Source organism: Lacisediminihabitans profunda (assembly GCF_008040105.1).
Lineage (GTDB): Bacteria > Actinomycetota > Actinomycetes > Actinomycetales > Microbacteriaceae > Lacisediminihabitans > Lacisediminihabitans profunda.
Genome location: NZ_VRMG01000005.1, coordinates 60,305 through 81,749, shown reverse-complemented (window position 1 = coordinate 81,749; position 21,445 = coordinate 60,305). Strand labels below are relative to the sequence as shown.

Annotated in this window: 19 protein-coding genes; 5 read left to right on the top strand and 14 right to left on the bottom strand. The window is 63.4% G+C overall.

Features of this window, described 5'->3' with window-relative positions; all coding sequences use genetic code 11:
• Nucleotides 1-23 precede the first annotated feature (23 nt).
• The 6 genes from pdxA to FVP33_RS04895 all read right to left on the bottom strand — a co-directional run bounded on the left by pdxA (nucleotide 24) and on the right by FVP33_RS04895 (nucleotide 7,799).
• The gene (pdxA, locus tag FVP33_RS19960) at nucleotides 24-1,028 is read right to left on the bottom strand and encodes a 4-hydroxythreonine-4-phosphate dehydrogenase PdxA (RefSeq protein WP_147782533.1); all 1,005 of its coding nucleotides are present in this window, start codon (nucleotides 1,026-1,028) and stop codon (nucleotides 24-26) included.
• Nucleotides 1,025-2,122 (bottom strand): four-carbon acid sugar kinase family protein, encoded by a 1,098-nt coding sequence (locus tag FVP33_RS19955; RefSeq protein WP_147782532.1) that lies wholly within the window; start codon nucleotides 2,120-2,122, stop codon nucleotides 1,025-1,027. Before FVP33_RS19955 ends, pdxA begins: the two co-directional genes overlap by 4 nt.
• Nucleotides 2,119-2,991, bottom strand: a complete 873-nt coding sequence (locus FVP33_RS04910) for an NAD(P)-dependent oxidoreductase (protein WP_147782531.1) — start codon at nucleotides 2,989-2,991, stop codon at nucleotides 2,119-2,121. Before FVP33_RS04910 ends, FVP33_RS19955 begins: the two co-directional genes overlap by 4 nt.
• Nucleotides 2,988-4,388 carry a four-carbon acid sugar kinase family protein gene (locus FVP33_RS04905; protein ID WP_147782530.1) on the bottom strand — a complete coding sequence of 467 codons (1,401 nt, stop codon included), beginning with the start codon at nucleotides 4,386-4,388 and terminating at the stop codon, nucleotides 2,988-2,990. The genes FVP33_RS04910 and FVP33_RS04905 overlap by 4 nt, the downstream gene beginning before the upstream one ends.
• 325 nt (nucleotides 4,389-4,713) lie before the next feature.
• Nucleotides 4,714-5,376, bottom strand: a complete 663-nt coding sequence (locus tag FVP33_RS04900; protein WP_147782529.1) for a GntR family transcriptional regulator — start codon at nucleotides 5,374-5,376, stop codon at nucleotides 4,714-4,716.
• Between the two features lie 134 nt (nucleotides 5,377-5,510).
• Complete coding sequence (locus FVP33_RS04895; RefSeq protein ID WP_147782528.1) at nucleotides 5,511-7,799, bottom strand: CaiB/BaiF CoA transferase family protein; 2,289 nt, start codon at nucleotides 7,797-7,799, stop codon at nucleotides 5,511-5,513.
• 205 nt (nucleotides 7,800-8,004) lie between these two features.
• Between FVP33_RS04895 and FVP33_RS04890 the strand changes: the two genes are divergently transcribed.
• On the top strand, nucleotides 8,005-9,636 hold the full coding sequence (locus FVP33_RS04890) for a class I adenylate-forming enzyme family protein (RefSeq protein WP_147782527.1): 1,632 nt from the start codon (nucleotides 8,005-8,007) through the stop codon (nucleotides 9,634-9,636).
• Nucleotides 9,637-10,184: 548 nt separating this feature from the next.
• Here FVP33_RS04890 and FVP33_RS04885 read toward each other — a convergent pair.
• The 7 genes from FVP33_RS04885 to FVP33_RS04855 form a co-directional block, all read right to left on the bottom strand.
• Nucleotides 10,185-11,156 (bottom strand): ABC transporter substrate-binding protein, encoded by a 972-nt coding sequence (locus FVP33_RS04885; protein ID WP_187270579.1) that lies wholly within the window; start codon nucleotides 11,154-11,156, stop codon nucleotides 10,185-10,187.
• Nucleotides 11,157-11,357: 201 nt separating this feature from the next.
• Nucleotides 11,358-12,197 carry an ABC transporter permease gene (locus tag FVP33_RS04880; protein WP_187270578.1) on the bottom strand — a complete coding sequence of 280 codons (840 nt, stop codon included), beginning with the start codon at nucleotides 12,195-12,197 and terminating at the stop codon, nucleotides 11,358-11,360.
• A 1-nt stretch (nucleotide 12,198) separates the two neighbouring features.
• Nucleotides 12,199-12,987 carry an ABC transporter ATP-binding protein gene (locus FVP33_RS04875; RefSeq protein ID WP_147782524.1) on the bottom strand — a complete coding sequence of 263 codons (789 nt, stop codon included), beginning with the start codon at nucleotides 12,985-12,987 and terminating at the stop codon, nucleotides 12,199-12,201.
• Nucleotides 12,988-13,192: 205 nt separating this feature from the next.
• Nucleotides 13,193-13,606, bottom strand: a complete 414-nt coding sequence (locus FVP33_RS04870) for a Zn-ribbon domain-containing OB-fold protein (protein ID WP_147782523.1) — start codon at nucleotides 13,604-13,606, stop codon at nucleotides 13,193-13,195.
• A gap of 11 nt (nucleotides 13,607-13,617) precedes the next feature.
• Nucleotides 13,618-14,733, bottom strand: a complete 1,116-nt coding sequence (locus tag FVP33_RS04865; RefSeq protein ID WP_147782522.1) for a thiolase family protein — start codon at nucleotides 14,731-14,733, stop codon at nucleotides 13,618-13,620.
• A 145-nt stretch (nucleotides 14,734-14,878) separates the two neighbouring features.
• Nucleotides 14,879-15,532, bottom strand: coding sequence for a polysaccharide deacetylase family protein (locus tag FVP33_RS04860; RefSeq protein WP_222706628.1), 654 nt, complete (start codon nucleotides 15,530-15,532; stop codon nucleotides 14,879-14,881).
• Nucleotides 15,529-16,371, bottom strand: a complete 843-nt coding sequence (locus FVP33_RS04855; RefSeq protein WP_147782520.1) for a fumarylacetoacetate hydrolase family protein — start codon at nucleotides 16,369-16,371, stop codon at nucleotides 15,529-15,531. Before FVP33_RS04855 ends, FVP33_RS04860 begins: the two co-directional genes overlap by 4 nt.
• Before the next feature lie 120 nt (nucleotides 16,372-16,491).
• Here FVP33_RS04855 and FVP33_RS04850 point away from each other — a divergent pair, with 120 nt between their 5' ends.
• From FVP33_RS04850 to FVP33_RS04835, 4 genes are read left to right on the top strand one after another with little or no spacing between them, the layout of a single operon-like run.
• Nucleotides 16,492-17,412, top strand: a complete 921-nt coding sequence (locus FVP33_RS04850) for an SMP-30/gluconolactonase/LRE family protein (RefSeq protein ID WP_187270577.1) — start codon at nucleotides 16,492-16,494, stop codon at nucleotides 17,410-17,412.
• A 5-nt stretch (nucleotides 17,413-17,417) separates the two neighbouring features.
• Nucleotides 17,418-18,440 carry a D-erythronate dehydrogenase gene (denD, locus tag FVP33_RS04845; protein ID WP_147782518.1) on the top strand — a complete coding sequence of 341 codons (1,023 nt, stop codon included), beginning with the start codon at nucleotides 17,418-17,420 and terminating at the stop codon, nucleotides 18,438-18,440.
• The gene (locus FVP33_RS04840; protein WP_147782517.1) at nucleotides 18,437-19,399 is read left to right on the top strand and encodes a 3-hydroxyacyl-CoA dehydrogenase family protein; all 963 of its coding nucleotides are present in this window, start codon (nucleotides 18,437-18,439) and stop codon (nucleotides 19,397-19,399) included. The genes denD and FVP33_RS04840 overlap by 4 nt, the downstream gene beginning before the upstream one ends.
• A gap of 12 nt (nucleotides 19,400-19,411) precedes the next feature.
• Nucleotides 19,412-20,254 (top strand): hydroxypyruvate isomerase family protein, encoded by an 843-nt coding sequence (locus FVP33_RS04835; RefSeq protein ID WP_246142178.1) that lies wholly within the window; start codon nucleotides 19,412-19,414, stop codon nucleotides 20,252-20,254.
• A 121-nt stretch (nucleotides 20,255-20,375) separates the two neighbouring features.
• Here the strand turns inward: FVP33_RS04835 and FVP33_RS04830 are convergent, their stop codons facing one another.
• Complete coding sequence (locus FVP33_RS04830) at nucleotides 20,376-21,431, bottom strand: SIS domain-containing protein (RefSeq protein ID WP_222706627.1); 1,056 nt, start codon at nucleotides 21,429-21,431, stop codon at nucleotides 20,376-20,378.
• Nucleotides 21,432-21,445 lie beyond the last annotated feature (14 nt).

Below are 21,445 nucleotides of genomic sequence, written 5' to 3'. Positions count from 1 at the left end.
AGGCGCGCACGGGTGAGCCGAAACTAGGAATCGCCCTCGCGGACTACGCCCGACAGGTCTATCGCCTGCCGGAGTGCTTCGATCATGCTCCGAGTGTCGACCCTGCCCGTTCCCGCGATGTCAAAGGCGGTGCCGTGGTCCACCGAGGTGCGAATGACGGGCAAGCCAACGGTGATATTGGTACCGGCCTCGATCCCGAGCACCTTCACCGGTCCGTGCCCCTGGTCGTGGTACATGGCAACGATCAAGTCGTAGTCGCCGCGCCCGGCGAGGAAGAAGGCGGTGTCGGCAGGCAGGGGACCGTGGACGTCCATGCCCTCAGCCTTCAGCAGCTCGATTGCCGGAGCGATCTTCTCGGCTTCCTCGCCATAGCCGAAAAGTCCATTCTCGCCAGCGTGCGGGTTGATGGCGCACACTCCGATCCTTGGACGCTCGACGCCCGAAGCCCGCATGGCCGACCAACCTCGGCGGATGGTGCGTTCCACCAACCCTGGCTCGATGCGCGCTACGGCGTCGATGAGGCCTAGATGCGTCGTGACGTGGATCACTTTCACCTTGGGTGTCGAGAGGAGCATTGACACCTCTGGGGTGTTCGTAAGCGCAGCGAGCAGCTCGGTGTGCCCGGGATACCTGTGGCCAGCGGCGTGCAGCGCCTCCTTGTTCAGCGGTGCTGTGCAGATCGCGTTAACCTGGCCGGCCATGGCGAGTCCGCAGGCTACCCGCACGTAGTGGAAGGCGGCGTCGCCCGCCACCGCTGAGAGTTGCCCCCACGGGAGATCCTGTGGCAGGAGGCCGAGATCGATCACGTTTACTCGGCCCGCCCGATAGTCGTCGACCCCGTCGATCGAGACGATCTCCGCGCTGATCCCAAGGATCTGCGCCGCTTGCCGAAGCCGGTTAGTGTCGCCGACGATGATGATCTCCGCATCCAGCGCCAGCGAATTGTCGACTGCGGCCGCCAATGAGATCTCGGGTCCAACCCCTGCGCCGTCCCCCATCGTCACCGCGATGATTGGAAGTGCTGTCATGGTCGTCTCCCCTTCAGGTGGTCAAGAATTCGGAGAAGCGTGTCATCGCTCCCGAAACTTCCCGGTTTTGTGACGACGGCCGCCCCGTCGTCGGTCGTGCTGAGCACGACACCATGCTCAATCTCCGACTCCGCATAGAGCCGTCGAGTACCGAGACGATCGAGAATCCGGCGAGCCGTGTCGCCGCCCGTGAGGACGAGGTCAGTGCGGCCGTCGAGCGCCCGGATCCCGTCGGCGATGGCCGCATACGCCTCCCTCAACGATTCGGCGGTCCACTCGTCGACCGCCGACAATGTCACGACCGCATCCGATCCGTCGAGGGCGAGCCGGCAACCCGGCCGCAACACTATCCTCCGCGTCCCGGCTTCGGTTAACCGGTCGACCTGCAGGGCGGCCGAAGCCGCTAAGGTTCCGACCACCGCGACCACCCTGTCGGCGCCGGTCGAGAATCGAGCAACGCCTTCACTCACCGCAAGCAGAGGCGCGAGCGATCGCGCAAACCCACCGGCGGCGACGATGGCGACGCGACGCTCGAGACCGACGAGCACAGATGCCACGAGGTCGAGGTCGGACTGGGTCTGGCCGTCGCAGATCGCGATAGTGCCGGCGTCCAGCGCACTTACCAGCGCAGCCCGCAGGTGCGCGGATCGCACCACGCCCAGCGGGATGACAATCGACGGCAGTTCTATTACATCGCCGATGGCACCAAGAACCTCACCGTCCACGTGCATGACCCCGCTGCGCACCGTCCGTCCGATCCGCGGCACCGCGAGGGCGGCGATCAGCCCAAACCCGAGGCCATGCATCGCTCGGAGCTCGAGGTCAATGTTGCCGCGGAGCAGCGAGTCGACCTTCTTGTAGACGATGGTGCCCGGATCGATGCTTGCGAGCGCCTTTGCACACTCGAGGACTGCATGCGAAGGCCGCATCGCCCGCGAATCCGTATCGATGACCAGCACCTGGGGATGCGGTCCGGGCCAGGGTTCCATGCGGAGTTCGACCACCGCCGAAGTTGCCGCTGCGATCGCTCCAGCCGTCTCCGCCGCGCCCGAGAGGTCATCAGCAATGATGACCAGTGACGGGCCAGTCTTCATTCTGCGGCTCGCAGAAGCTGAATGATCACGGAGTCATCCTTGCGACCGAGGCCAACTGCGGCGGCTCGCGCATACAGTTGTCCCGCCGTTGCCGCCAGTGGCGTGTGGACGCCCGAGTCGGCAGCTGCTTCACGCACAAGCGCCATGTCCTTGACAAAGATGTCGACGGCGCTCCGCACGTCATCGAACTTCCCCTCGAGCATTCGTTCTCCTCGGTCGTCAAGCATGAACGACGCAGCGGCGCCGGAGCGGACCACCTCCCAGCACGAGCGCGCGTCCATTCCCAGCGACTCGGCGAACGCTAGCGCTTCGCCTGCTGCGGCAATGTGGATTCCACAGAGCAACTGATTGACGAGCTTGACCTTCTGACCGTCCCCTGGCCGGTTTCCGACGACGGGGGCTGACCGCGCGAGGCTCCCCAGCAGATGGGAGACCTTCTGCACGCTCGAGGCTGATCCCGACACCATGATGAGCAGTTCTCCCTGTTCTGCCCGCGATACACCGCCGGAGACAGGAGCGTCGACGAGGGAGATCCCCACCGCCGCAAGGTTCTCCGCCCAGCGCTGCACCGCCGCCGGCCCGACCGTGGCCATGACGACCACCACCGCACCGGGAGCAAGCGTGTCGACCGCACCGTGCGTTCCAAAGAGTACCGACTCGACCTGGGCTTCGGTGGCGACCATCACGACCAACACGTCGGCGTTTGACGCGGCCTCACGGCCGGACGCCGCCGCCGTGATTCGGTTTCCCGCGAGCCTCGCGACGGCGCGCTGATCCACATCGAACACCACGAGATCATGTGACTGCGCTGCGACCAAGGCCATCGGAGCGCCCATGGCCCCCAGGCCGATCCAGCCGATGGGGCTCATCGTGCGAGCTCCCGCGCCGGCTGAGCCGAGCGGAGAACAGAGACAACATGCGCGAGCGTGTCATCGTCTCCCACGTTGCCCGCGAACACGACATAGGGCACGCCTCTCGCCTCCGGAGAAGCCGTCAGTGGCTCGAATACCGAGACCAGGCCCGGCAGTAGTTGACCGAGGACCCGTGCGCGCCGCATGCCAAGCCCGCGCACGGCCACGTCGTGGGAGGTGATGCCACCCTTGGCGATGATCCACGCGGGACGAGCGGCTAGTGCGCCGGCGACAACTTCGCTGACGGCGTTCGAGACGGTTCGCGCGATGTCGAGGCTTGCGGCGGCGCTCTCCCCACCGATGACTTCTCGACTCGTGTACACGAGCACGTCATGGTTGGCGAGAGCCGCCCGGACCGACGCGGCGGCGGCGGGAATGTAGGACCTGTCGCCCGCGAGGATGAGGGGGACGTTCAACTCGAATTCAGCCAGGCCGCCAGAGAGCCGAACCGCCGCGACCTGACGACTCGTCTGGCTCACGTGCGAGCCCACCAAAATCAGACCGTGAGCGTCCGTCGAACCCAGTTGCGGGAAATCGGCTGTCGACAGCGGGTCTTTCGGCTCAAGGCCGGCGAGGGCGCGCACAAATGACGGGCCGGTGCGGAAGAGGAAAGTCCGCCCGGCGTCGATCGCCGCCTGCACCCCCAGCACCACGGTTTCGTAATGCTCGTAGCTCGTCGCATTGATGACAATCCATGCCGCCCCTGATGCACGCATCAGCACGTCACGCACCGCATCGGGGCCTCCCTCAGTGATGGTCTCGAGAGAAATACTCAGAACGTCCTCGGGAGGGACTCGTCCATGACTCAGCTCCCCCAGAAAATCCCCCAGGTTGGAAGACGCGTAGCCGAAGGTTGCGTCCCGCGCAAACTCGCTCTTCCCTACCGGCACCGGCACGCCGTCAACGGTTGCGTAATGAGTGTCCCCCACGGTGAACCGCCCCGCCTCAAAAAATGCAGGCGCGAACAACACACCATCGACGTGGCGACCGACAATCCCAGCCCGACATTCATCGATTGCCTCGATCTCCGCAATGACGTGACCGCGGAGCGTCGAATCGCTTCGGCTGATGATGTCGACGCCATCGCCGTGGACGGCAAGAGCGCTCGTCACCACCTGCTTGTTGAGTTCGATGGCCTCGGCTTCCTGCAGGCCCCGCGTATTAGTGAGGACAAATGCAGTGGAACCACGGTCGGTCAGCGCGCGGGTGATTTCCGCCTCGGAGACGACCGTGACTATCTGGACGTCGTGCACACTCTGCGAACCTGTTGGATCATCGTCGAGCACGACCAACCGCCTGGACCGGCTCTCCCGCCAGTCGCGGATCTGCTGGCGTACCGCTGCGGAGTCAGTCATTTTCGAGGGCCCTTCAGGGGTGTTGCACCGGAATCGAGGTGCGTATCGGCGCCGTGAGCCGCTGACAGACGCGGTCTCACTAGTCCTGGGACCGTCGAATGCGCGGACCCAAAAAGAATATAACTTGATATTCGAAAATTGTCGATAGCGTGAAAGTGCCGGAAGACCGATCGATGTCCGGGGATCTCGCTCCCCGCGAGCAGGGGAAGCCTCGGCGACGGTGTCAGGCATCGGAAGCCCAGAGGCGAGGCGATAGTGGGCGATCTGACCGACAGCCCTTCCGCGCGCATTTTGGCGCTCAGGCCCCGTCCGCCGGGAACATGCCCTATTCGTCGGGGTGAGCTGCCTGGTAGTTCGTGAGCATCTCGCGAGTGTGCTCGATGTGGGTCCTCAACACGGCACCACCGCGTTCCCAGTCCCCGTCGAGAGCAGCTTCCAGCAGTGCACGATGCTCGTTCTCGGCCTGCGGATTGCTCAACACGAGCGCTACCGACCAACGTCGATACATCGCAGCCTCCTCAGCGAGTTGCTTCACCGTTCGCAGGAGGCGCTTGTTCGTGCACGCGGCGAACAGCACCTCATGGAAAGCAGAGTGGACCTCGGCCCACTGGTCAAGTGCATCTTCATCGAGGGCCTTTGGACCGTGAGGCGGCGGCGTACGAGACAGGATGTGGTGAGCCGATATGACGTCACCCTCCCAGTCCATGCCGCCGGTCTCGAACGACATGCGAAGCACCAGCGGTTCAATGAGTATGCGGGTCTCGGTCAATTCGGTGAGGTCCGGTATTGACAGCGGCGTCACAATGTACCCCTGATGGGCATTCGCCTGCACGAGGCCCTGGCTCGAGAGCCAGGTGAGCGCTTCTCGGGTGACTCCGACGCTCACGCCATAGCGCTCGCTCAGATCGGCGAACATCAGCCGCTGACCGGGAATGAGGCGCGCAGAGAGAATGTCGGATCGCATGCGATCACGCACGTCGATCGCCATTGTCTTCTTAGTCGGCCCGCTCTTCACGAAAGCTGATGGTATCACCGTATACGCAGTGCGCGGCATGTTTTGATCTTTATGCATCAGTTTAACCCTCCCCTAATTCAAAGAATATCGCGGTGCATTTCGAATGCTTAGGGTTTTGGCCATCCTGACGGGAGCGCGACGCGTTGCACGACCCAGCGCGACTCCAATGACGAGAGTTCGTCGCCTCGCCCAATCTCATCCAAGACGGATTGCGCGTCGGCCCCTGGCGCATTGGCCGGTCTGCCGGCGCTGATCCGTCGACCATCGATGATCACTGCAGGACCGGGCATGATCACTGGCCCCACCTCCTCCGATACCTGTTCGACCCGCAGGCCAGAGTCGACGACATAGCGATCGAGAAGCAGATCGGGCAAACGCACGATTTCGTGCGCGCCGACTCCTCCGTCTCGGAGGCTGCGCACCCAGTGCGCGACATCCTTGGCGATAAAAGCGGCTTCGAGCCCCTCTTCGAACGAGATCGATCCGTCTGGCAGCACTCGACTGACGGCAACTATGGCCTCGAGTTGCTCTGTGCGTGCCCCGAGAAAGAACCATCCGTCCGAAGCCTGATAGAAACGCTGAAGGGGCGATGCCCCCAAGGCATCGCGACCCGCCGCCTCACCGTCCGAGCCGGCATTGCCCACCAGCATCGTTGCCTGATGGAAGGTACCCACCTGCGCGAGTGACGTTGAAACATGCTGGCCTTGCCCGGTTCGAGCCCTGTGAAACAGGCCCAGAGTCGCGGCAAACGCGGCCATGGCGCCCGTTCCGTAATCGAGGGGATTGTATGGGCCGAGCACTGCGGGCTTCCCGCCACGGCCTGCCCGCTCCATGATGCCGGTCACCGCCTGCCCCTGCACCTCGTACCCGCGACCCTGCGCCCAGGGCCCGTCGTATCCGTAGCAACTCACTGACACGAAGACGATGTCCGGCCTTCGCGCATGGACATGGCGATACCCGAGGCCATAGCGCTCCGCCGTCCCCTGCGGAAAGTTCTGGGTCACGACATCTGCGCGATCAATCAGTTCCCAGAGCAACGCCTGCCCCTCGCTGCGCTGAAGATCGATGAGGATGGATCGCTTGCCCCGGTTGACTATTCCGTGGGCCTCGATGTTGCGTTGTGGCGCGTTGACCTTGATGACGTCTGCGCCATACTCCGCGAGCATTCTGCCGGCGCTGGGACCGGCCAGAATCTGCGTGAGGTCCACCACGCGGACGTCCTTCATCTGCTTGGGGGCGCGAGCCTGACCGGAGTTCGCCACAGCACCACCGCGCTGCGCGAGTGCGTCAAGGACGATCGACCGGTCTGCGTCCACGGCATGTCTCGGGGTCGGAGCCACCGACGGACTCTCCGAAAGGTGAATGGGCACCCCCGCCATCCAGGTACGTCCGAACTCAGGGTCCGTGACCTCAACAACCTGCCCGGAAGCCCGCGCGTGGTCATTCTCCATCCACTCCCGCGACGACCTCACCATGCAGAGCGGGACTCCGGCCTCCTGCCCGAGTTCCTCCCACTCTTGCGCGGGCCTGGTCAGGAAGAGGGCCGCGAGGCGCACGCGCAGGGCAGCGGCCAGCTCGGGATCCGCTGTGTATGAGGACGCGAGACCGAGCCCCTCTGCGATCCAGTCCTGCTTTCCCGCCGCATCGAGAAACCAGATCAGGAATCTCATGGTGGCACCAATCGGGTTGAACTGAACGAACGTGCCGTCGGCGCATTCATACGTTCCGCTGCCATTCGCGATAAGCGGAGCTTCGCTCTGAAAACCCCGCTCGGCGGAGTACGCACCGGCTCCGCCGATTAGCTCGAACATTGAATCAAAGAGAGGCACCTCCAGGCGCGCACCTCTGCCGGTCACCTCACGCTCGGTCAGGGCCGCGACGATCGCCGTCGCCGAGAGGATCGCCGCGAAGTTCGAGGCGAGCGGGAGCGCACTGAAGGTTGGCCTGGTGAAATCCCAGTCGGGCGGAGCCTCACCAACCCGAACCCTGCAGTTGCCGGTCGCCGCGTCGATCACACCCTCCCAGCCCTGCACCTGCGAGCGTGGATCGGCTGCCGCGAAGCCTGGAATCGAGCAGTAGATCAGTCCGGGATTCTCTGCCATGAGCACCTCGGCGGAGAGTCCAATCCGGTCGAGGACGCCCGGTCGGAAGTTCTCGATGACGACGTCACAATCAGCTGCCAGACTCCGAGCGGTCTCGACATCGGCCGGCCTCTTCAGATCCAGACTGATCCGTTGCTTGTTGCGCTGCAGATACGCGTCAGCAAGACCGTCGATCGCGCCCGGGCGGTCCACGCGAACGACCTCAGCACCCTGCTGTGCAAGAAGTTGCGCCGTCAGCGGTCCCGCCACGTAATGCCCCAGATCGAGAACACGAATTCTGTCTAGCGTGGCCATGCCGCATTACCTCTTCTTCGTCGACGGGTATACGCACGTATGCTAGCAGTGGTTTTCGCAACACGGGGAAATTTGGCGCACACCGACAGATCTTCGAATATCTATTGGTTCTGCGAAACATCCGTTAGGATGGCGCTGAAGATGCGCGACCAATCGCGCTCGCACTGTACAGCGTTGTGGCATTTGCCAAAGAAGGGCGCCCTCCATGTCTGCTCCAGACCTCGCCGAGATCCTCGAATTCAGCTGGGCGGAGGCCCTCCAACGCGCCGAAGCCCGCCTCGGCGGTCGCCCAGCATTCCACTTCGAGGGTCCGGAATGGCACCAGGCGTTGTCTTTCACGGATTGGCTTACGACGTCCCGCGCCGTTGCCGCCGGACTGGCCGCGCTTGGGGTGGGCAAGGGAGACCGCGTGGCGGCGCTGGCGCCAGGTTCGGCGATGTGGCCCATTCTGCAGACGGCGTGCAGCCACCTCGGCGCGATCATCGTTCCGGTGAATACGAGATACCGCCAGGACGAGGTCGGCTTCGTCCTCGGGCTCTGCCAGCCCAAGGTCGTGGTGCTCATAGAGAAGTATCACAACGTCGACTACGTCGACCTCGTTACCAGGTCTGTTCCGGGGCCCCCGCTCGAACTCGTGACACTCGACTCCCCCGCCGTCGAATTGGTTGCCGCGGCGAGCCAGGGTCGAGCCGGCCGTCGCACTTGGGCGGAGCTGCTGGCGCTCGGTGCTGCGTCGGAGACGCCCTCGATAATCGGTCGCGCAGACGATCCAGTGCTTCTCCAGTTCACGTCGGGCACCAGCGCATTTCCGAAGGGGGCGCTGCTCAATAGTCGGGCCACCCTCGGGGCAACCTGGTATATCGCCGAGCGCATGCAGATCGATGCCGACGACATCTACTTCAGCACACAGCCGATGTATCACGTGGGCGGTTCGGTAGCCACCACACTCATGGCCCTGGGCGCATCTCCCACGATGATCGTGCCTGAGCGCTATTCGCCGGAGGCGGTTTTCTCACTCATTCCCAAGTATGGGTGCACCGCGCGGACCGGACAGGCGGCGATGTACGCCATGGAACTCGCTCACCCCGACTACCACGCCGAGATCTTTGCCACCCTCACGAAGGCATGGTCCGGGGGAACCCCCGAGTTGCGCCGCACCATCAGCCGAGAAATGGGTGTGGCCGTCATGACGACCATCTACGGCCTGACCGAGACCGCCGGCACCACAACGATCAACTCGCTGGACGACCCAGAGGACGTGTGGGTTCACTCCTGCGGCCGAGCGATTCCCGGAATAGAGGTGGCCATCCAGACCGACAGCGGGGCCACTCATCGAGCGGACGTCACGGGAGAGATCATCATTCGCGGCTGGTCAGTGATGCTCGGCTACTACCGCAACGAGAAAGCCACCGAGGAGGCCATTGACGCCGACGGCTTCTTCCACACCGGCGACATCGGGCGTCTCGACAGCAGCGGCAACCTCTACTTCGTGGATCGCGTCAAGGACATGATCAAACCCGGCGGCGAGAATGTGTCGGCCGCCGAAGTGGAACGGGTGATCCAAACGTTTCCAGGAGTCGCGGACGTCGCAGTCGTTGGCAAGCCGGATGAGAGGCTCGGGCAAGTGCCCGTGGCGTTCGTCCAGATGAGTGGCGCCCGCTTTGACGAGGCGGCGATCATCGAACATTGCGCTTCGCTGATGGCAAGTTTCAAGGTGCCGCGGGAGATCATCCAGGTGGACACGTGGCCGATGACGGAGAGCGGCAAGATCCTCAAGCGCGAGCTCGCGGCGAGATTCGGGACCGCGACCGGCCGCCTCGTGGGGCAGGGCGGCTAACTGCACTGCCCAGGGACGTTGGTTGACCGGCTAATTCCGCACCAACTCCCCGCCGTTGTAGTGGGTCTCGATGCCGGCGCACCGACCGGTCGGCCATCCCGCCGCGCCCATCCAGGCATGGCGTTCGGCCCACCGTTGGGCGGTCGGGCCCGAAACATTGAACCGTCGGGGCTGCGAGAGCGACCGGCCAATTCTCATCGACGATCAGACGCGCGAGACGCAGCCGGTGACGCGAGGTCAGAGCAGCGTTAGGGTCGGACACGAGGACCTCCAGGATCAGTACAGCTCGCCGTTCCAGGGGGTGACACCGGAGCGACTGCTTGCCGCCAACCGAGCCCGCAGAAACTCCGCCTGATCCGTCTCCCGGACTGTGAACCGCGACAATCACACAACTGTCGCCGCACTGCCCAGCTTGGCCACGGCAGGCCTCCGGCCATGCCGGGGCGTGGTACTTCGGCGATGCTCGATTACTCGCCGCAACACAAAGATGGCCACGGCTCGTGATTTCTCACGTGCCGGGCCACCCATGCGGTGCTATAGGTTCATCGTTACTTCTTGGCGGCAGCAGCCTTCTTGACGGCGGCGACGTCGAACTTGTTGGCGTCTTTGACAAACTTGTCTGTCCACAGCTGACCCACCGTGATGCCCGGCTTCACCGTGCCGGCAGCCACCTGCAGCGAGTAGAACGTCTGCACCTGGTCCGCAGTAGACGTGCCGTAGACGCCGTCGACGGGACCACTCGATGCGAGCCGGGCCTTCACCGCGGCCAGACCGTCAGCCTTCGCCTTGACAGGGTCGACGCCGGTTGGCACCAGGTTCGGGTACTCGTCCCAGCAGTCCTTGAGGGCCGCTTCGGGGTTCGTGATGGCGAACACATAGGCCTTGTTCATTGCGCGAGACATGCCCAGGGCGACCTTCGGGTTCTTGTCGATCCACGCGGACTTGGCCGCGTAGACGACTTGAAAACCGAGCTTCTTCGACTGGTCGTTCTGGATGAACCTCAGCGGCTGGCCGAGTCCCTTGATGACCTCGTACGCGGTGTCCCAGAGGCCGAGCGCGTCGATCTGCCCGCTCTTCAGGGCCGCGAGTGCCGGTGCACCGAATCCAGTCGGAAGGAATTCGACCAACTTCGGGTTGCCGCCCGCGAGGGCGACGAGGCCGCGCGTGAACGGAATGGATCCGCTTTGCAGGCTGGGGACGCCGACGGTCTTTCCCTGAAGGTCGAGGAAGGTCTTGATCGGGCTGTTCGGCAGCACCGCGGGATAGGCGTAGCTGCCGGTCACCACGGAGGCGAATGCCTTCGCGGTCGATCCCGCGCCGATGCCGGCCATGAGGGGCGATGTGCCGACGACGACGACGTCGCTGGTCCCGGTCTCGAGCGATTGCAAAGCAAGAACGCTGCCCTCCGCCGTCTCTACATTGACCTTGAGCCCTTCCTTCTTGAAGAAGCCTTCCATGTTGGGCACACAGTCGTAGACAACCGACTCGAGTGATGCCGGCGCCGGGAGCGTCAGGTTCACCGTAGTGAGGCCACCCGACGACGAGGACGCCTTGGGCGTGGCGGAAGAACACCCTGACAGGATCAGTGCGACTGTCGCAAGCGCCGCTAGGGGAAACACCATTTTCTTCATCATGCGGGTAAAACTCCTTTGTTTTCTTGGTGTGTTCGGTTTTTTCTTAGCGCGCCGCGTGCAGGTCACGACTCGCAAGCTCGAGTGCCGCTAGTTCTTCTCCCGCGCCCAGAAGGTCACGCGCTTCTCCAGTGCCTTCATGAGCAGATTCACTGTCAGCCCGAGGACCATCAGGATTATGAGGATGGCGAACACTCCTGGCACGTTGAACAGTGCGCGCTGCTCGTTCATCATCGTGCCGAGCCCTCCCCGCGCGCCCACGAACTCGGCGACTATCGCTCCGATGAGCGCGAAGATCGCGCTGACGTGCAGGCCGGCGAAGACGTAGGGCATGGAGCCAGGCAGGCGGATGTAGCGGAAGACTTGCCACCTATTTGCCCCGAGGGCCACGGCCAGTTCTTGCCTGTCACGATCGCGGAGCCGCAAGCCCTGAAGCGTGTTCACGAGGATCGGGAAGAAGCAGACCACCATGACGACGACGATCTTCGACTGGATGCCGAATCCGACCCAAATGATGATCAGCGGCGCGATGGCGATCATGGGGGTGGATTGGAAGGCAACCACGTAGGGAAACACGATCCTCTCCAACCGTGGCAGCGAGGCGAGGAGGCCGCCAATCGCGAAGCCAAGGACTGCCGCTATCAGGAAGCCGCCGAAGGCCGCGGAGAGCGAGTTGAGGAGTGGCTCCCAATAGATCCCGCTCGCGATGCCGTTCACGAGCGTCGCGAAAATGGCGCTGGGCGGTGGCACGAGGAGGATTGAGACGAGACCCGAACGGCTGACAAGCTCAACCGCCCCCAGGGCGACAATCAGCAGGAGAACACTCAGCCCGGCATTGACCAGTCGAGTCGATCTTGTTTGCGACCGGTCGCCTGCCGGTGGTGCAATGGGATTCTCCGCGTTGAACACGGAATTCATGTCAGTGGTCATGTCAGCTCGCCGCCGCTCGGTCAAAAGAGTTACGCACTCTGGTTTCAATTTCTCTGAAGTCTTCGTCGACGTAACTGTCCTGTGTACGAGGACGATCCAGCGTGACATCGATGACGTCTGCGACGCGGCCGGGGCGGGCCGCCATCGCGACGATCCGATCGGAGAGGAACACCGCCTCGGCGATGTTGTGGGTGACGAACATGATCGTGGCGCCGGTGCGTGCGTGAATGGCCTGGAGGTCGAGGTTCAGCTTCTCCCGCGTCATCGCGTCGAGAGCGCCGAATGGCTCGTCCATGAAGAGAACCTCGGGCTCGAGGACCAACGACCTCGCGATCGAGACCCTCTGCTGCATTCCGCCGGATAGCTCCCAGGGGTACTTGGATTCGACACCGACGAGGTTGAGCATGTCCAGGAGCTCGCGTGCCCGCTCCTTCGCCTTCGTCATGTTTGCTTTCTGGATCGTTGCGGGCAGCAGGATGTTGGCCATGACCGTACGCCACGGCAGCAGCGCCGCCGACTGGAACACCACGCCCATCTTGCGGGGAGGCGGGGTGCCGGCCTTGCCCGCGAATGTCACGACGCCGCTGGTCTGTGACAGCAGGCCTGCGCAGATCTTCATCAGGGTCGTCTTGCCGCACCCGCTCGGCCCGATGATGCTGATGAACTCGGACTTGGCCACAGTGAGGTTGACGGAGCGAAGAACGAGGGATGCCTCATCGGTGCCCGAATAGCTCTTCGACACATTCTCGACAGCAAGGATCGGCTCTGCGGTGTCCTGATTAGTCTTCATTGACGCTTTCCTGGTTCTCGGGGCTGCTTACTTCGGGATGTTACGGGACGAATTTCGAATCGTCAACGTTTTTCGAATATCTTGCTCTTCTGCTTTTACATGGTGCAATATCGGATCCATCACGCCACCAGCGCATGCGTGATCCCCCGGCCGACTCGATGCCGGTCAGCGTCGAAACGATCGCCGAATGGTGCACGAAGACCCCCTACCGGCGCGCGGGCCGGAACACAATCAGGGTGACTTCGTCGTTGACATCCTCATAATCGATCATCACTTCGGCATCGATCGCGAGCTCTCCCGGCTCGTAGTCGAAGAGGTTCGACATGACGACTGGACCCTCCGCCAGCCGCACCAGGACGATGGTGATCGGCACGTCTTCCTCGTACGGATTGCCTTTCGCGCGCTCAAGCACCGAGTAGCTGTAAATGGTGCCGACGCCACTCAACAGGGTCCACGTCCAGTTCCGCGCTCCGCAGTTGTGGCAGACGGGACCTGGGTAGTACCAGAACTTCTCGCACGCATTGCAGCGCTGGAGTCTGGCGGCGTGCTCCCTCGTGGATCTCCAGAAGTCTTCGTTGTCCTGGGTGATGGAGGGAAGTGGTCTTGTGATGTGCTGCATGTGATGTCCCCTTACTGAATCGGAGCGCCGAGGATGCTGACAGAGAAGTTGGATGCCACGGCACTCGCCGAGCTGACGAGCGCGTTGTCATGCTTTGCCACCTGGCGCAGGCCAGCCTCGCCTCGCAGCTGACGCACGGCCTCGGTGAAGCCGAGCATTCCCCCGCAGGCGCCGGGGTGTGCGTTGCTCAGCAGGCCGCCGTGGGTGTTTACCGGCAGCTTTCCACCCGGGTCGATGTTTCCCTCCGCCGCGAACTTTCCAGCGGTTCCCCGCTCGCAGAAACCGAGGTCTTCGAGCTGCACGATCACCGTGATAGTGAAGCTGTCGTAGATGTTCGCCATGTTGATCTCGGCCGGCGTGAGGCCCGCCTGCGAGAAGGCACGCTTGCCGGCCACATCCACGACGGTGCGTACGAGATCGTGATCGCCCTTTCCTTCGGCGAGCTGACCCATGTGGTAATACGACTGCGCCTGCCCGATACCGAGCACCTCGACCTCGCGTGACGGGTCCTTGCTTGTCCCCGCCGCTGAAATGACGTAGGCCGCACCGCCGTCGGAGACGAGGGAGCAGTCGAGCCGGTGAAGCGGTGATGAGATGATCGGCGAGTTGAGCACGTCGTCCACCGAGATCGGCTCACGCATCGTCGCGTTCGGGTTGCGCGCCGCGTGCTTGCGAGTCGCGACGGCTATTTGGGCGAGGTCGCTCTCGTCGGCGTTGTAGTCGTGCAGGTAGCGCTGGGCCAGCAGGCCATAGTAGGCCGGGATCGTCGCCGCGAACGGGTACTCGTAGTCCAGATTGTGCGCACCGACGGAGGCCATCATCGCCGACCCGCTCACGTGGCCGGTCGCGAGCTTCTCGCCACCCACGATCAGGACGTTCTTGCACAGGCCGCTCTCGACCGCCTGCTTGGCCCGCTCGATGGCGACTCCATAGGAGGCGCCGCCCATCATGGTTGTGTCGGCCATCGTCTTCACATAGATGCCGAGGGTCTCCGCGACGATGATGTGGTACCGCGGAGACACGTGAAAGGCGGGGTGGAGGATGATGCCGTCGATGTCTTGCACGGTGAGTCCCGCGTCTTCGATCGCGTTCAGCGCGGCATCAACAATGATGCCGAGGGCGGTCATCCCCGGCACCTTGCCGAGGGGGGATTCGCCAATCCCTGCGATTATCGCTCTGGTTGCCAAGAGCTACTCCTGTCCGTTTATAGAGGCTGTTCTAGTGGGGCTGTTTATTGGGGCTGTTATAGGGGGGTCGTATCCATGTGTTTCGCTACCGAGTGACGAGGTCGTCGAGACTTCCCACCAGCTTCCCGCGCCGGATTGGCACGCAGGCGTCTGGAAGGTCTTGCACGATCTCTACCCCGGATTCGATGACGCGATCGAGGAACTGCCCCAACTGCGCCATTGCCCCGCTCTGGATGTCGTGGAGCACGAGCACCGTCCAGTCCTGGGACTCGATGTCAGCGAGCGCCCGATCGACCCAGCCGGTCGCATCCTCCCAGTCACGAGGAACACCGTTCCAAAGAACCAGCGTGTATCCGTCGCGTTCGAGCAGGTCGACGGCGGCGGGGCTCAATAAGTTCGGTCCGAGCACTCCGCCTCCACCCCATGGCCGGAACAGGCGATCGTCCTCGGCCAGATCACCGAGCACGACCTGCGCCGCCGTGATCTCCGCATCGGGCAGGCCGGGATCGTCGCTCGTGCCGAACTGGATGCTGTGCGTCATCGTGTGGTTGCCAATGCGATGCCCCGCATCCTTCGCACGCTGCACCAGCTCTCGGCTGCCGTCGCGTTCCAGGTCTCGACCCACAACGAAAAAGGTCGCCAAGACAGCACGCGCAGCGAGCTCGGCCAGCACGTGCTCGGTCACACCGGGCGTCGGCCCGTTGTCGAATGTAAGGGAGAGACGCCTCGACACCGTCACGCCACCGCGACAATCCGATTGCGCATCTCGCCGATGCCCTCGATCCGCGACACGAGCTCGTCGCCCACGGACAGGAACTGCGGCGGCTTCATCCCCAGGCCGACTCCCGATGGCGTCCCCGTGAAGATGATGTCGCCGGGAAGGAGCTCCAGGATCTTGGACATCGCGGTGATGAGTGTTGCCACGGATGCCACCATGTCAGAGGTTCGGCCGCGCTGCCGGGTGGCACCGTTGACGATTGTCTCGAGGGCTATGTCGCGAGGATCGGAGAACTCGTCCGGCGTGACGAGCCACGGTCCCATCGGCGAAAAGCCGGGAAACGACTTGCCGAGGCTGAACTGGGGGGTGGCACCCTCGTGCTGCGTGATGCGTTCCGAGATGTCCTGCCCTACAGTGAGGCCGGCGACGTGCTCCCAGGCGTCCGACTCGCTCACGTTTCGCGCTGTCTTGCCGATCACCACCACGAGCTCCACCTCCCAGTCGACGTCGCCGCCCGGGTGGGGGACGTCTGCCCGCGGTCCGGTGATCGACGAGACGAACTTGGTGAAGACGATCGGAACTTTTGATGCCACGAGCCCGACTTCGGACGCGTGCTCCTGATAGTTCAGGCCGACCGCAAAGATCTGCCGCGGGCGGGGAACTGGAGCGAGGAGGTCATGGTGGTCAAAGGGGACGCCCGCGGTCAGGTCCGCGGTCCTCGCCCACGTCGTGAACTCATCCCACTCCCCGTAGATTGCTTGCGGATCCGAAGAGAACCGGCCGATGCTGAGAGCCTCGACATCCGAGGCCTTCGACCCGGAGACGATCACAAGCCGGCCCGAAAGGTTTGCTAAACGCATTGTTGTTCACTGCCCTCTTTGGCTAAGAAAAATGACTAATCAGACGATATGTGTAAAGATTCGAATCGTCAACGACTTTCGAATAATTGGTGTCGTAGAGATATTGGAGAGCAATCGAGCATGGTAACCATCTCGCACAGCACGCCCGCCATCGAGCGGCTCCTCGACCCCGCGGAGGAATTCACCACCATCGCATCGGGGTTCAGGTTTGTGGAAGGACCCGTCTGGAATTCCGCCGACCGGTCCTTGCAGTTCAACGACATCCAGAATGACGCCCGCTGGCGGTGGACGGAAGCCGATGCTGCCGTGCTCACGGCGAAACCCAATCGCATCGGCAACGGGATGACGCTGGCCCGTGACGGCAGCCTGCTCGTCTGCGAACACGTGACCAGCTCCGTGGTGCGGGAGCTTCGCGACGGACACCGCGAGTTGGTCGCATTCCATTTCGAGGGTACCTACCTCAACAGCCCCAACGACGTCGTCGAGCGATCCGATGGGACTGTGTACTTCTCCGACCCCGATTACGGCCGCTGGGACCACGTCGTAGGAGTCCACCGACGGCTTGAGCTCGGATTCCAGGGAGTGTTCATGGTGCCGCCCGGGGGTGGCGAGACCCGACTAGTGGTGGCGCGTGACGAGTTCGACCAGCCGAACGGGCTGTGCTTCTCGCCAGACGAGAGCGTGCTCTACATCGACGACCTGCACGGCGTGCGCGCCTTCGACGTCGCGCCGGATGGCGGGCTCTCCCCCGGTCGACCGTTCCACGCGGGGATGGGCGACACGGACATCCCGGGCCGAGGCAACCCCGACGGCATGAGATGCGACGAATTCGGCAATATCTGGTGCACTGCTCGCGGAGGCATCTGGGTGCTGGCACCAAGCGGTGACCTTCTCGGCATTATCGAGACGGACGAGACCAGCGCCAACCTCACCTGGGGTGGCGATGACGGACGGACCCTGTTCATCTGCATGTCGACCACGGTACGAACGCTCAGAACTCGGGTCGGGGCAGCCCCGCTCACTATTCGATCGGGAGAGTAAGGACCATGAGAATCATCATCACGGGAGGTGCCGGCTTCCTCGGCGACCGTCTGGCACGTTCCTTGCTCTCCCTCGGCGAATTGCCCGTGACGGGAGAAACACTCCGCCGAATAGACGAGATCGTGCTGGTGGACCGGGTGAGCCCGCAGGTCGACCTTTTGGAGGACTCCCGAGTCACTTCGGTCGTCGGTGACCTCGCCGAACTGCTGCCGACCGGGTTGCTCGACGACAGCGATCTGGTCTTCCACCTCGCCGCGGTGGTCTCGAGCGCTGCTGAGGCAGACTTCGACCTCGGAATGACGGTGAACCTCGCGGCGACGCTGCAGCTACTCGAAACCTGCCGCAGGCAATCCCGCCCGCCCCGCCTGATCTTCGCCAGCTCACTTGCCGTCTTCGGGCGAACGTCGCTGCTTCCCCTTCCTGACGTGATCGAAGACTCGACATTGCCAACGCCTCAATCGAGTTACGGAATCCAGAAGTTCATCGGCGAGCAGCTCGTTGCCGACTACGCGCGCCAGGGTCTGGTTCCGGGTCGCACCGTCCGTTTGATGACAGTGACAGTTCGACCGGGAGTCCCGAACGCGGCGGCTTCCGGGTTCCTCTCGGGGATTGTTCGAGAGCCCATGGCCGGCGTCAGAAGCGTCAGCCCCGTACCGCCCGGGACCGAGGTAGCTGTACTCTCTCCGGCCAGCACGATTGAGGGCCTTGTGCGGGCGGCGACCGCGACGGATGTGGAGTGGGGTCCACTGACCGCCCTCACCTTGCCAGCGCTGACCGTGACGGTCGGCGGAATCGTCGATGCCTTGTCCGCAGTGGCCGGCCCAGAGGTCGCCGCGCTTGTGGACTGGATCCCCGATGCACGAATCGCCGAAATCGTCACCTCATGGCCCGCCAAGTTCAATTCCGAGCGCGCCAAATCACTCGGGCTCGAGGCCGACCCCGACTTCGAGAGCGTCATTCGCTCCTACCTCGACGACCTCGACCGCGCACGCGCGCTCTCAACCACACGAGACGAGGACCAGCGATGACGGTCAATTCGCAATGTCGTGTCGCGGCAATCGGGTCCGGCTACATGGGCGGCGGGATCGCGCAGGTGCTCGCCCTGGCGGGCTCCACGGTGACACTGGGCGACGTTGACGAGCAAACGGCATCGCTCGCCTTCGAGCGGATCGTGAAGGAGGCCGAAGCCTTCGAGATCGCCCATCTGCTCGATCAGGGTTCAGCGATGGTTCTGAGGAGTCGGCTGCGCATCGCGCCCACCCTCGAAGATGCTGTTGCCGAGGCCGATTACGTCACGGAAGCGGTGCCAGAGAGCCGCGAGATTAAGGCGGATGCCTTATCCCGGATATCCGCAGCGGCGCCCGCCTCAGCCGTGATCGGTAGCAATACCTCGGCGATCCCGATCCAGGAACTCGCGCAATCCGTTCGACACCCCGAACGATTCCTCGGTGTGCACTGGATGAACCCGGCTCCCTTCATTCCCGCCGTGGAGCTGATCGCGGCTGAGGCGACCCGCGCGGACGTCGTCGACACCGTTGAGGCATTCATTCGCAGCGCGGGCAAGGCCCCGGTGCGCGTCGCGGACACCCCGGGATTTGTCGCGAACCGGCTGCAGTTCGCCCTCTTCAAAGAGGCGGTACGAATCGTCGAGGAGGGCAGCGCTACCCCATCCGAGGTCGATGAGGTGGTCTCGAACGCCTTTGGATTCCGGTTGGCTCTCTTCGGCCCGTTCGCCATCGCCGACATGGCTGGCCTGGATGTCTACAATGCGTCCTATTCCTCGCTCGAGGCGGAATATGGAGAACGACTCGCGTCGCCCGCCATGTTGAGTTCGATGGTCGCGCACGGTCACCTGGGCATCAAGTCGGGCGGCGGGTTCCTGGACATCGACGCGAAGGACGTGGTTGCCCTCGTCGACTACCGCAACCGGGCGTACGTAGCGCTCTCGGCGCTTCGGAAGGCCCTCGGGCCCGCACCAGGGCTCTGAGCGATGCCCAGCGTGCCTGCAGGCGAATTCGACCTGGTGGCAAATGTCTCGTTGCTATTCACCGAATTGCCCCTGCTCGACCGATTCTCCGCGGCGGCGAGCGCGGGCTTCCACTCCGTCGAGCTCTGGTGGCCGTTCGCCGACGCGGTACCCATCGCTGCCGATCTCGTGAGGCTGACATCCGCGATCAGCAAGTCGGGCATCGCCCTTAGGGGCATGAACCTCTGGGCGGGCGACATGGCCGGCGGAGAGCGAGGGGTGGTGTCACTACCGGACCGACGCGACCAGTTCGAGGCGAACGTCGCCGTTGTCGCGGAGATCGCTCGTGCGACAGGTTGCCGTGTCTTTAACGCCCTCTATGGTCAACGTCAACCCGGGCTCTCGAAGGAACTGCAGGAAGCCACCGCCGTGACGAATCTGGCCTTGGCCGCCCGCGAACTGGGGCGGGTCGGCGGCACAGTGCTTCTCGAGCCTCTCAGCCGCGGGCTCAATGGCGACTACCCGATCCAGACCGTCTCCGACGCGATTCCGCTCATCCAGCGGGCGCGCGAGACTGCCGGTCTGAAAACTATTGCGCTGCTCTTCGACACGTTTCACCTCAGCAACAATGAAGACGACCTCGTGGCGGCAATCCATCTGGCCGGCGATTTCATCGGTCACGTCCAAGTGGCGGATGCCCCGGGCCGTGGTGCGCCGGGGACCGGGGCGATCAATTTCCGTGCGGTGTTCGATGCCCTGGTTGAAATCGGCTACTCGGGAGCGGTCTCCTGTGAGTATCTGCCAAACGGACAGACCGAGCAGAGCCTGGGCTGGATCGCCGAGATGAATCGGCCCGGGTTTACTCTCAACGCGTAGGCCAAGAACCGATTTGCCTGGCCATTCAAGCGTGAAACGCATCTGACCTGCCATTCCGCAGCTCACGGACCACCGAGCGCGCCGTATCCCCGGTCCTTACCGCCGCCTGCGGGATACTCAGTCAGAGTGTTCGGGTCACCTTCAGCAACCCGCGTGGCTGGTCAGGATCGATACCTTTCGCACGTGCGAGATTGAGTGCGAGAAGTTGGAATGGCAGTATCTCAAGGACCGGCGAGAGCTTCTCGCCGACGTGACCGGGGACGACGATGCCCGCTCCGGTCCGATCGACAATCGCCTGCGACCCGATCACGAACAGGTCCGCATCCAATTCTCGAAGGCGTTCGACGACTGTCGTCATCGCGTCTCCTCCCGCCCCGTCGCCGGCTACGAGCAGCACGGGAAATCCGGTGCCAATCATGGCGATGGGTCCGTGCAGCAGGTCAGCACCGGAAAATGCCTGCGCTGACAGGTAGGTCGTCTCCATGAGCTTCAACGCTCCCTCCCGGGCGGTAGCGAATGAGTATCCGCGCCCGGTGACTACCGTTCGTTCCACGCCCTGGAAGCGATCGACCAGTTCAGGCAGGCATCCGGCGTCGTTGATGAGTTGTTCGCCAAGTTCTGGAAGCATCGCGGTGGCACCTCCGGTACCGCCGGCAAGCGCGTCGAAGAGAAGGAAGAGGTTCAACAGTTCAGCGGTGTACGACTTTGTCGCGGCGACGGCCAGTTCTTCGCCAGCCCGCATATCGATGTGGTGTTTTGCGGCGGTCGCCATCGCAGATCTTGGGTCGTTGGTCAGGGCGATGGTGAGAGCTCCGCATTCGCGTGATACCCCCATGGCGTGCGACAGGTCTGGCGAACCGCCTGACTGGCTGATGCCGATGACGAGCACGTCACTAAGGTCAGGGCGTGCTCCGTAGAGTGTCATCGTCGACGGGGATGCCAGCCCGGCAGGGAGTCCGCACAGGACCTCCGCGAGATATTTGGCGTAGATCGCCGCGTGGTCGCTCGTGCCGCGGGCGATGAATTGAATCGAGCGCGGTGCGAATGCCCGGATCGCGGCCACAACGTTGAGGATCTCCTCGTGCTGGTCGATGAGATTGCTCCACATGAGCGGCTGCTGGCGGATTTCGCGCTCCATGGCGGTGCCCGATTGGGCACCTGACCGGGTCGAGTTCATCAGTGAGGTATTCC

What these genes read in the sequence shown, in the direction of transcription:
- pdxA (WP_147782533.1), bottom strand. Translation starts at nt 1,028, where the DNA reads ATGACAGCACTTCCAATCATCGCGGTGACGATGGGGGACGGCGCAGGG.
- FVP33_RS19955 (WP_147782532.1), bottom strand. Translation starts at nt 2,122, where the DNA reads ATGAAGACTGGCCCGTCACTGGTCATCATTGCTGATGACCTCTCGGGC.
- FVP33_RS04910 (WP_147782531.1), bottom strand. Translation starts at nt 2,991, where the DNA reads ATGAGCCCCATCGGCTGGATCGGCCTGGGGGCCATGGGCGCTCCGATG.
- FVP33_RS04905 (WP_147782530.1), bottom strand. Translation starts at nt 4,388, where the DNA reads ATGACTGACTCCGCAGCGGTACGCCAGCAGATCCGCGACTGGCGGGAG.
- FVP33_RS04900 (WP_147782529.1), bottom strand. Translation starts at nt 5,376, where the DNA reads ATGGCGATCGACGTGCGTGATCGCATGCGATCCGACATTCTCTCTGCG.
- FVP33_RS04895 (WP_147782528.1), bottom strand. Translation starts at nt 7,799, where the DNA reads ATGGCCACGCTAGACAGAATTCGTGTTCTCGATCTGGGGCATTACGTG.
- FVP33_RS04890 (WP_147782527.1), top strand. Translation starts at nt 8,005, where the DNA reads ATGTCTGCTCCAGACCTCGCCGAGATCCTCGAATTCAGCTGGGCGGAG.
- FVP33_RS04880 (WP_187270578.1), bottom strand. Translation starts at nt 12,197, where the DNA reads ATGACCACTGACATGAATTCCGTGTTCAACGCGGAGAATCCCATTGCA.
- FVP33_RS04875 (WP_147782524.1), bottom strand. Translation starts at nt 12,987, where the DNA reads ATGAAGACTAATCAGGACACCGCAGAGCCGATCCTTGCTGTCGAGAAT.
- FVP33_RS04870 (WP_147782523.1), bottom strand. Translation starts at nt 13,606, where the DNA reads ATGCAGCACATCACAAGACCACTTCCCTCCATCACCCAGGACAACGAA.
- FVP33_RS04865 (WP_147782522.1), bottom strand. Translation starts at nt 14,733, where the DNA reads ATGACCGCCCTCGGCATCATTGTTGATGCCGCGCTGAACGCGATCGAA.
- FVP33_RS04855 (WP_147782520.1), bottom strand. Translation starts at nt 16,371, where the DNA reads ATGCGTTTAGCAAACCTTTCGGGCCGGCTTGTGATCGTCTCCGGGTCG.
- FVP33_RS04850 (WP_187270577.1), top strand. Translation starts at nt 16,492, where the DNA reads ATGGTAACCATCTCGCACAGCACGCCCGCCATCGAGCGGCTCCTCGAC.
- denD (WP_147782518.1), top strand. Translation starts at nt 17,418, where the DNA reads ATGAGAATCATCATCACGGGAGGTGCCGGCTTCCTCGGCGACCGTCTG.
- FVP33_RS04840 (WP_147782517.1), top strand. Translation starts at nt 18,437, where the DNA reads ATGACGGTCAATTCGCAATGTCGTGTCGCGGCAATCGGGTCCGGCTAC.
- FVP33_RS04830 (WP_222706627.1), bottom strand. Translation starts at nt 21,431, where the DNA reads ATGAACTCGACCCGGTCAGGTGCCCAATCGGGCACCGCCATGGAGCGC.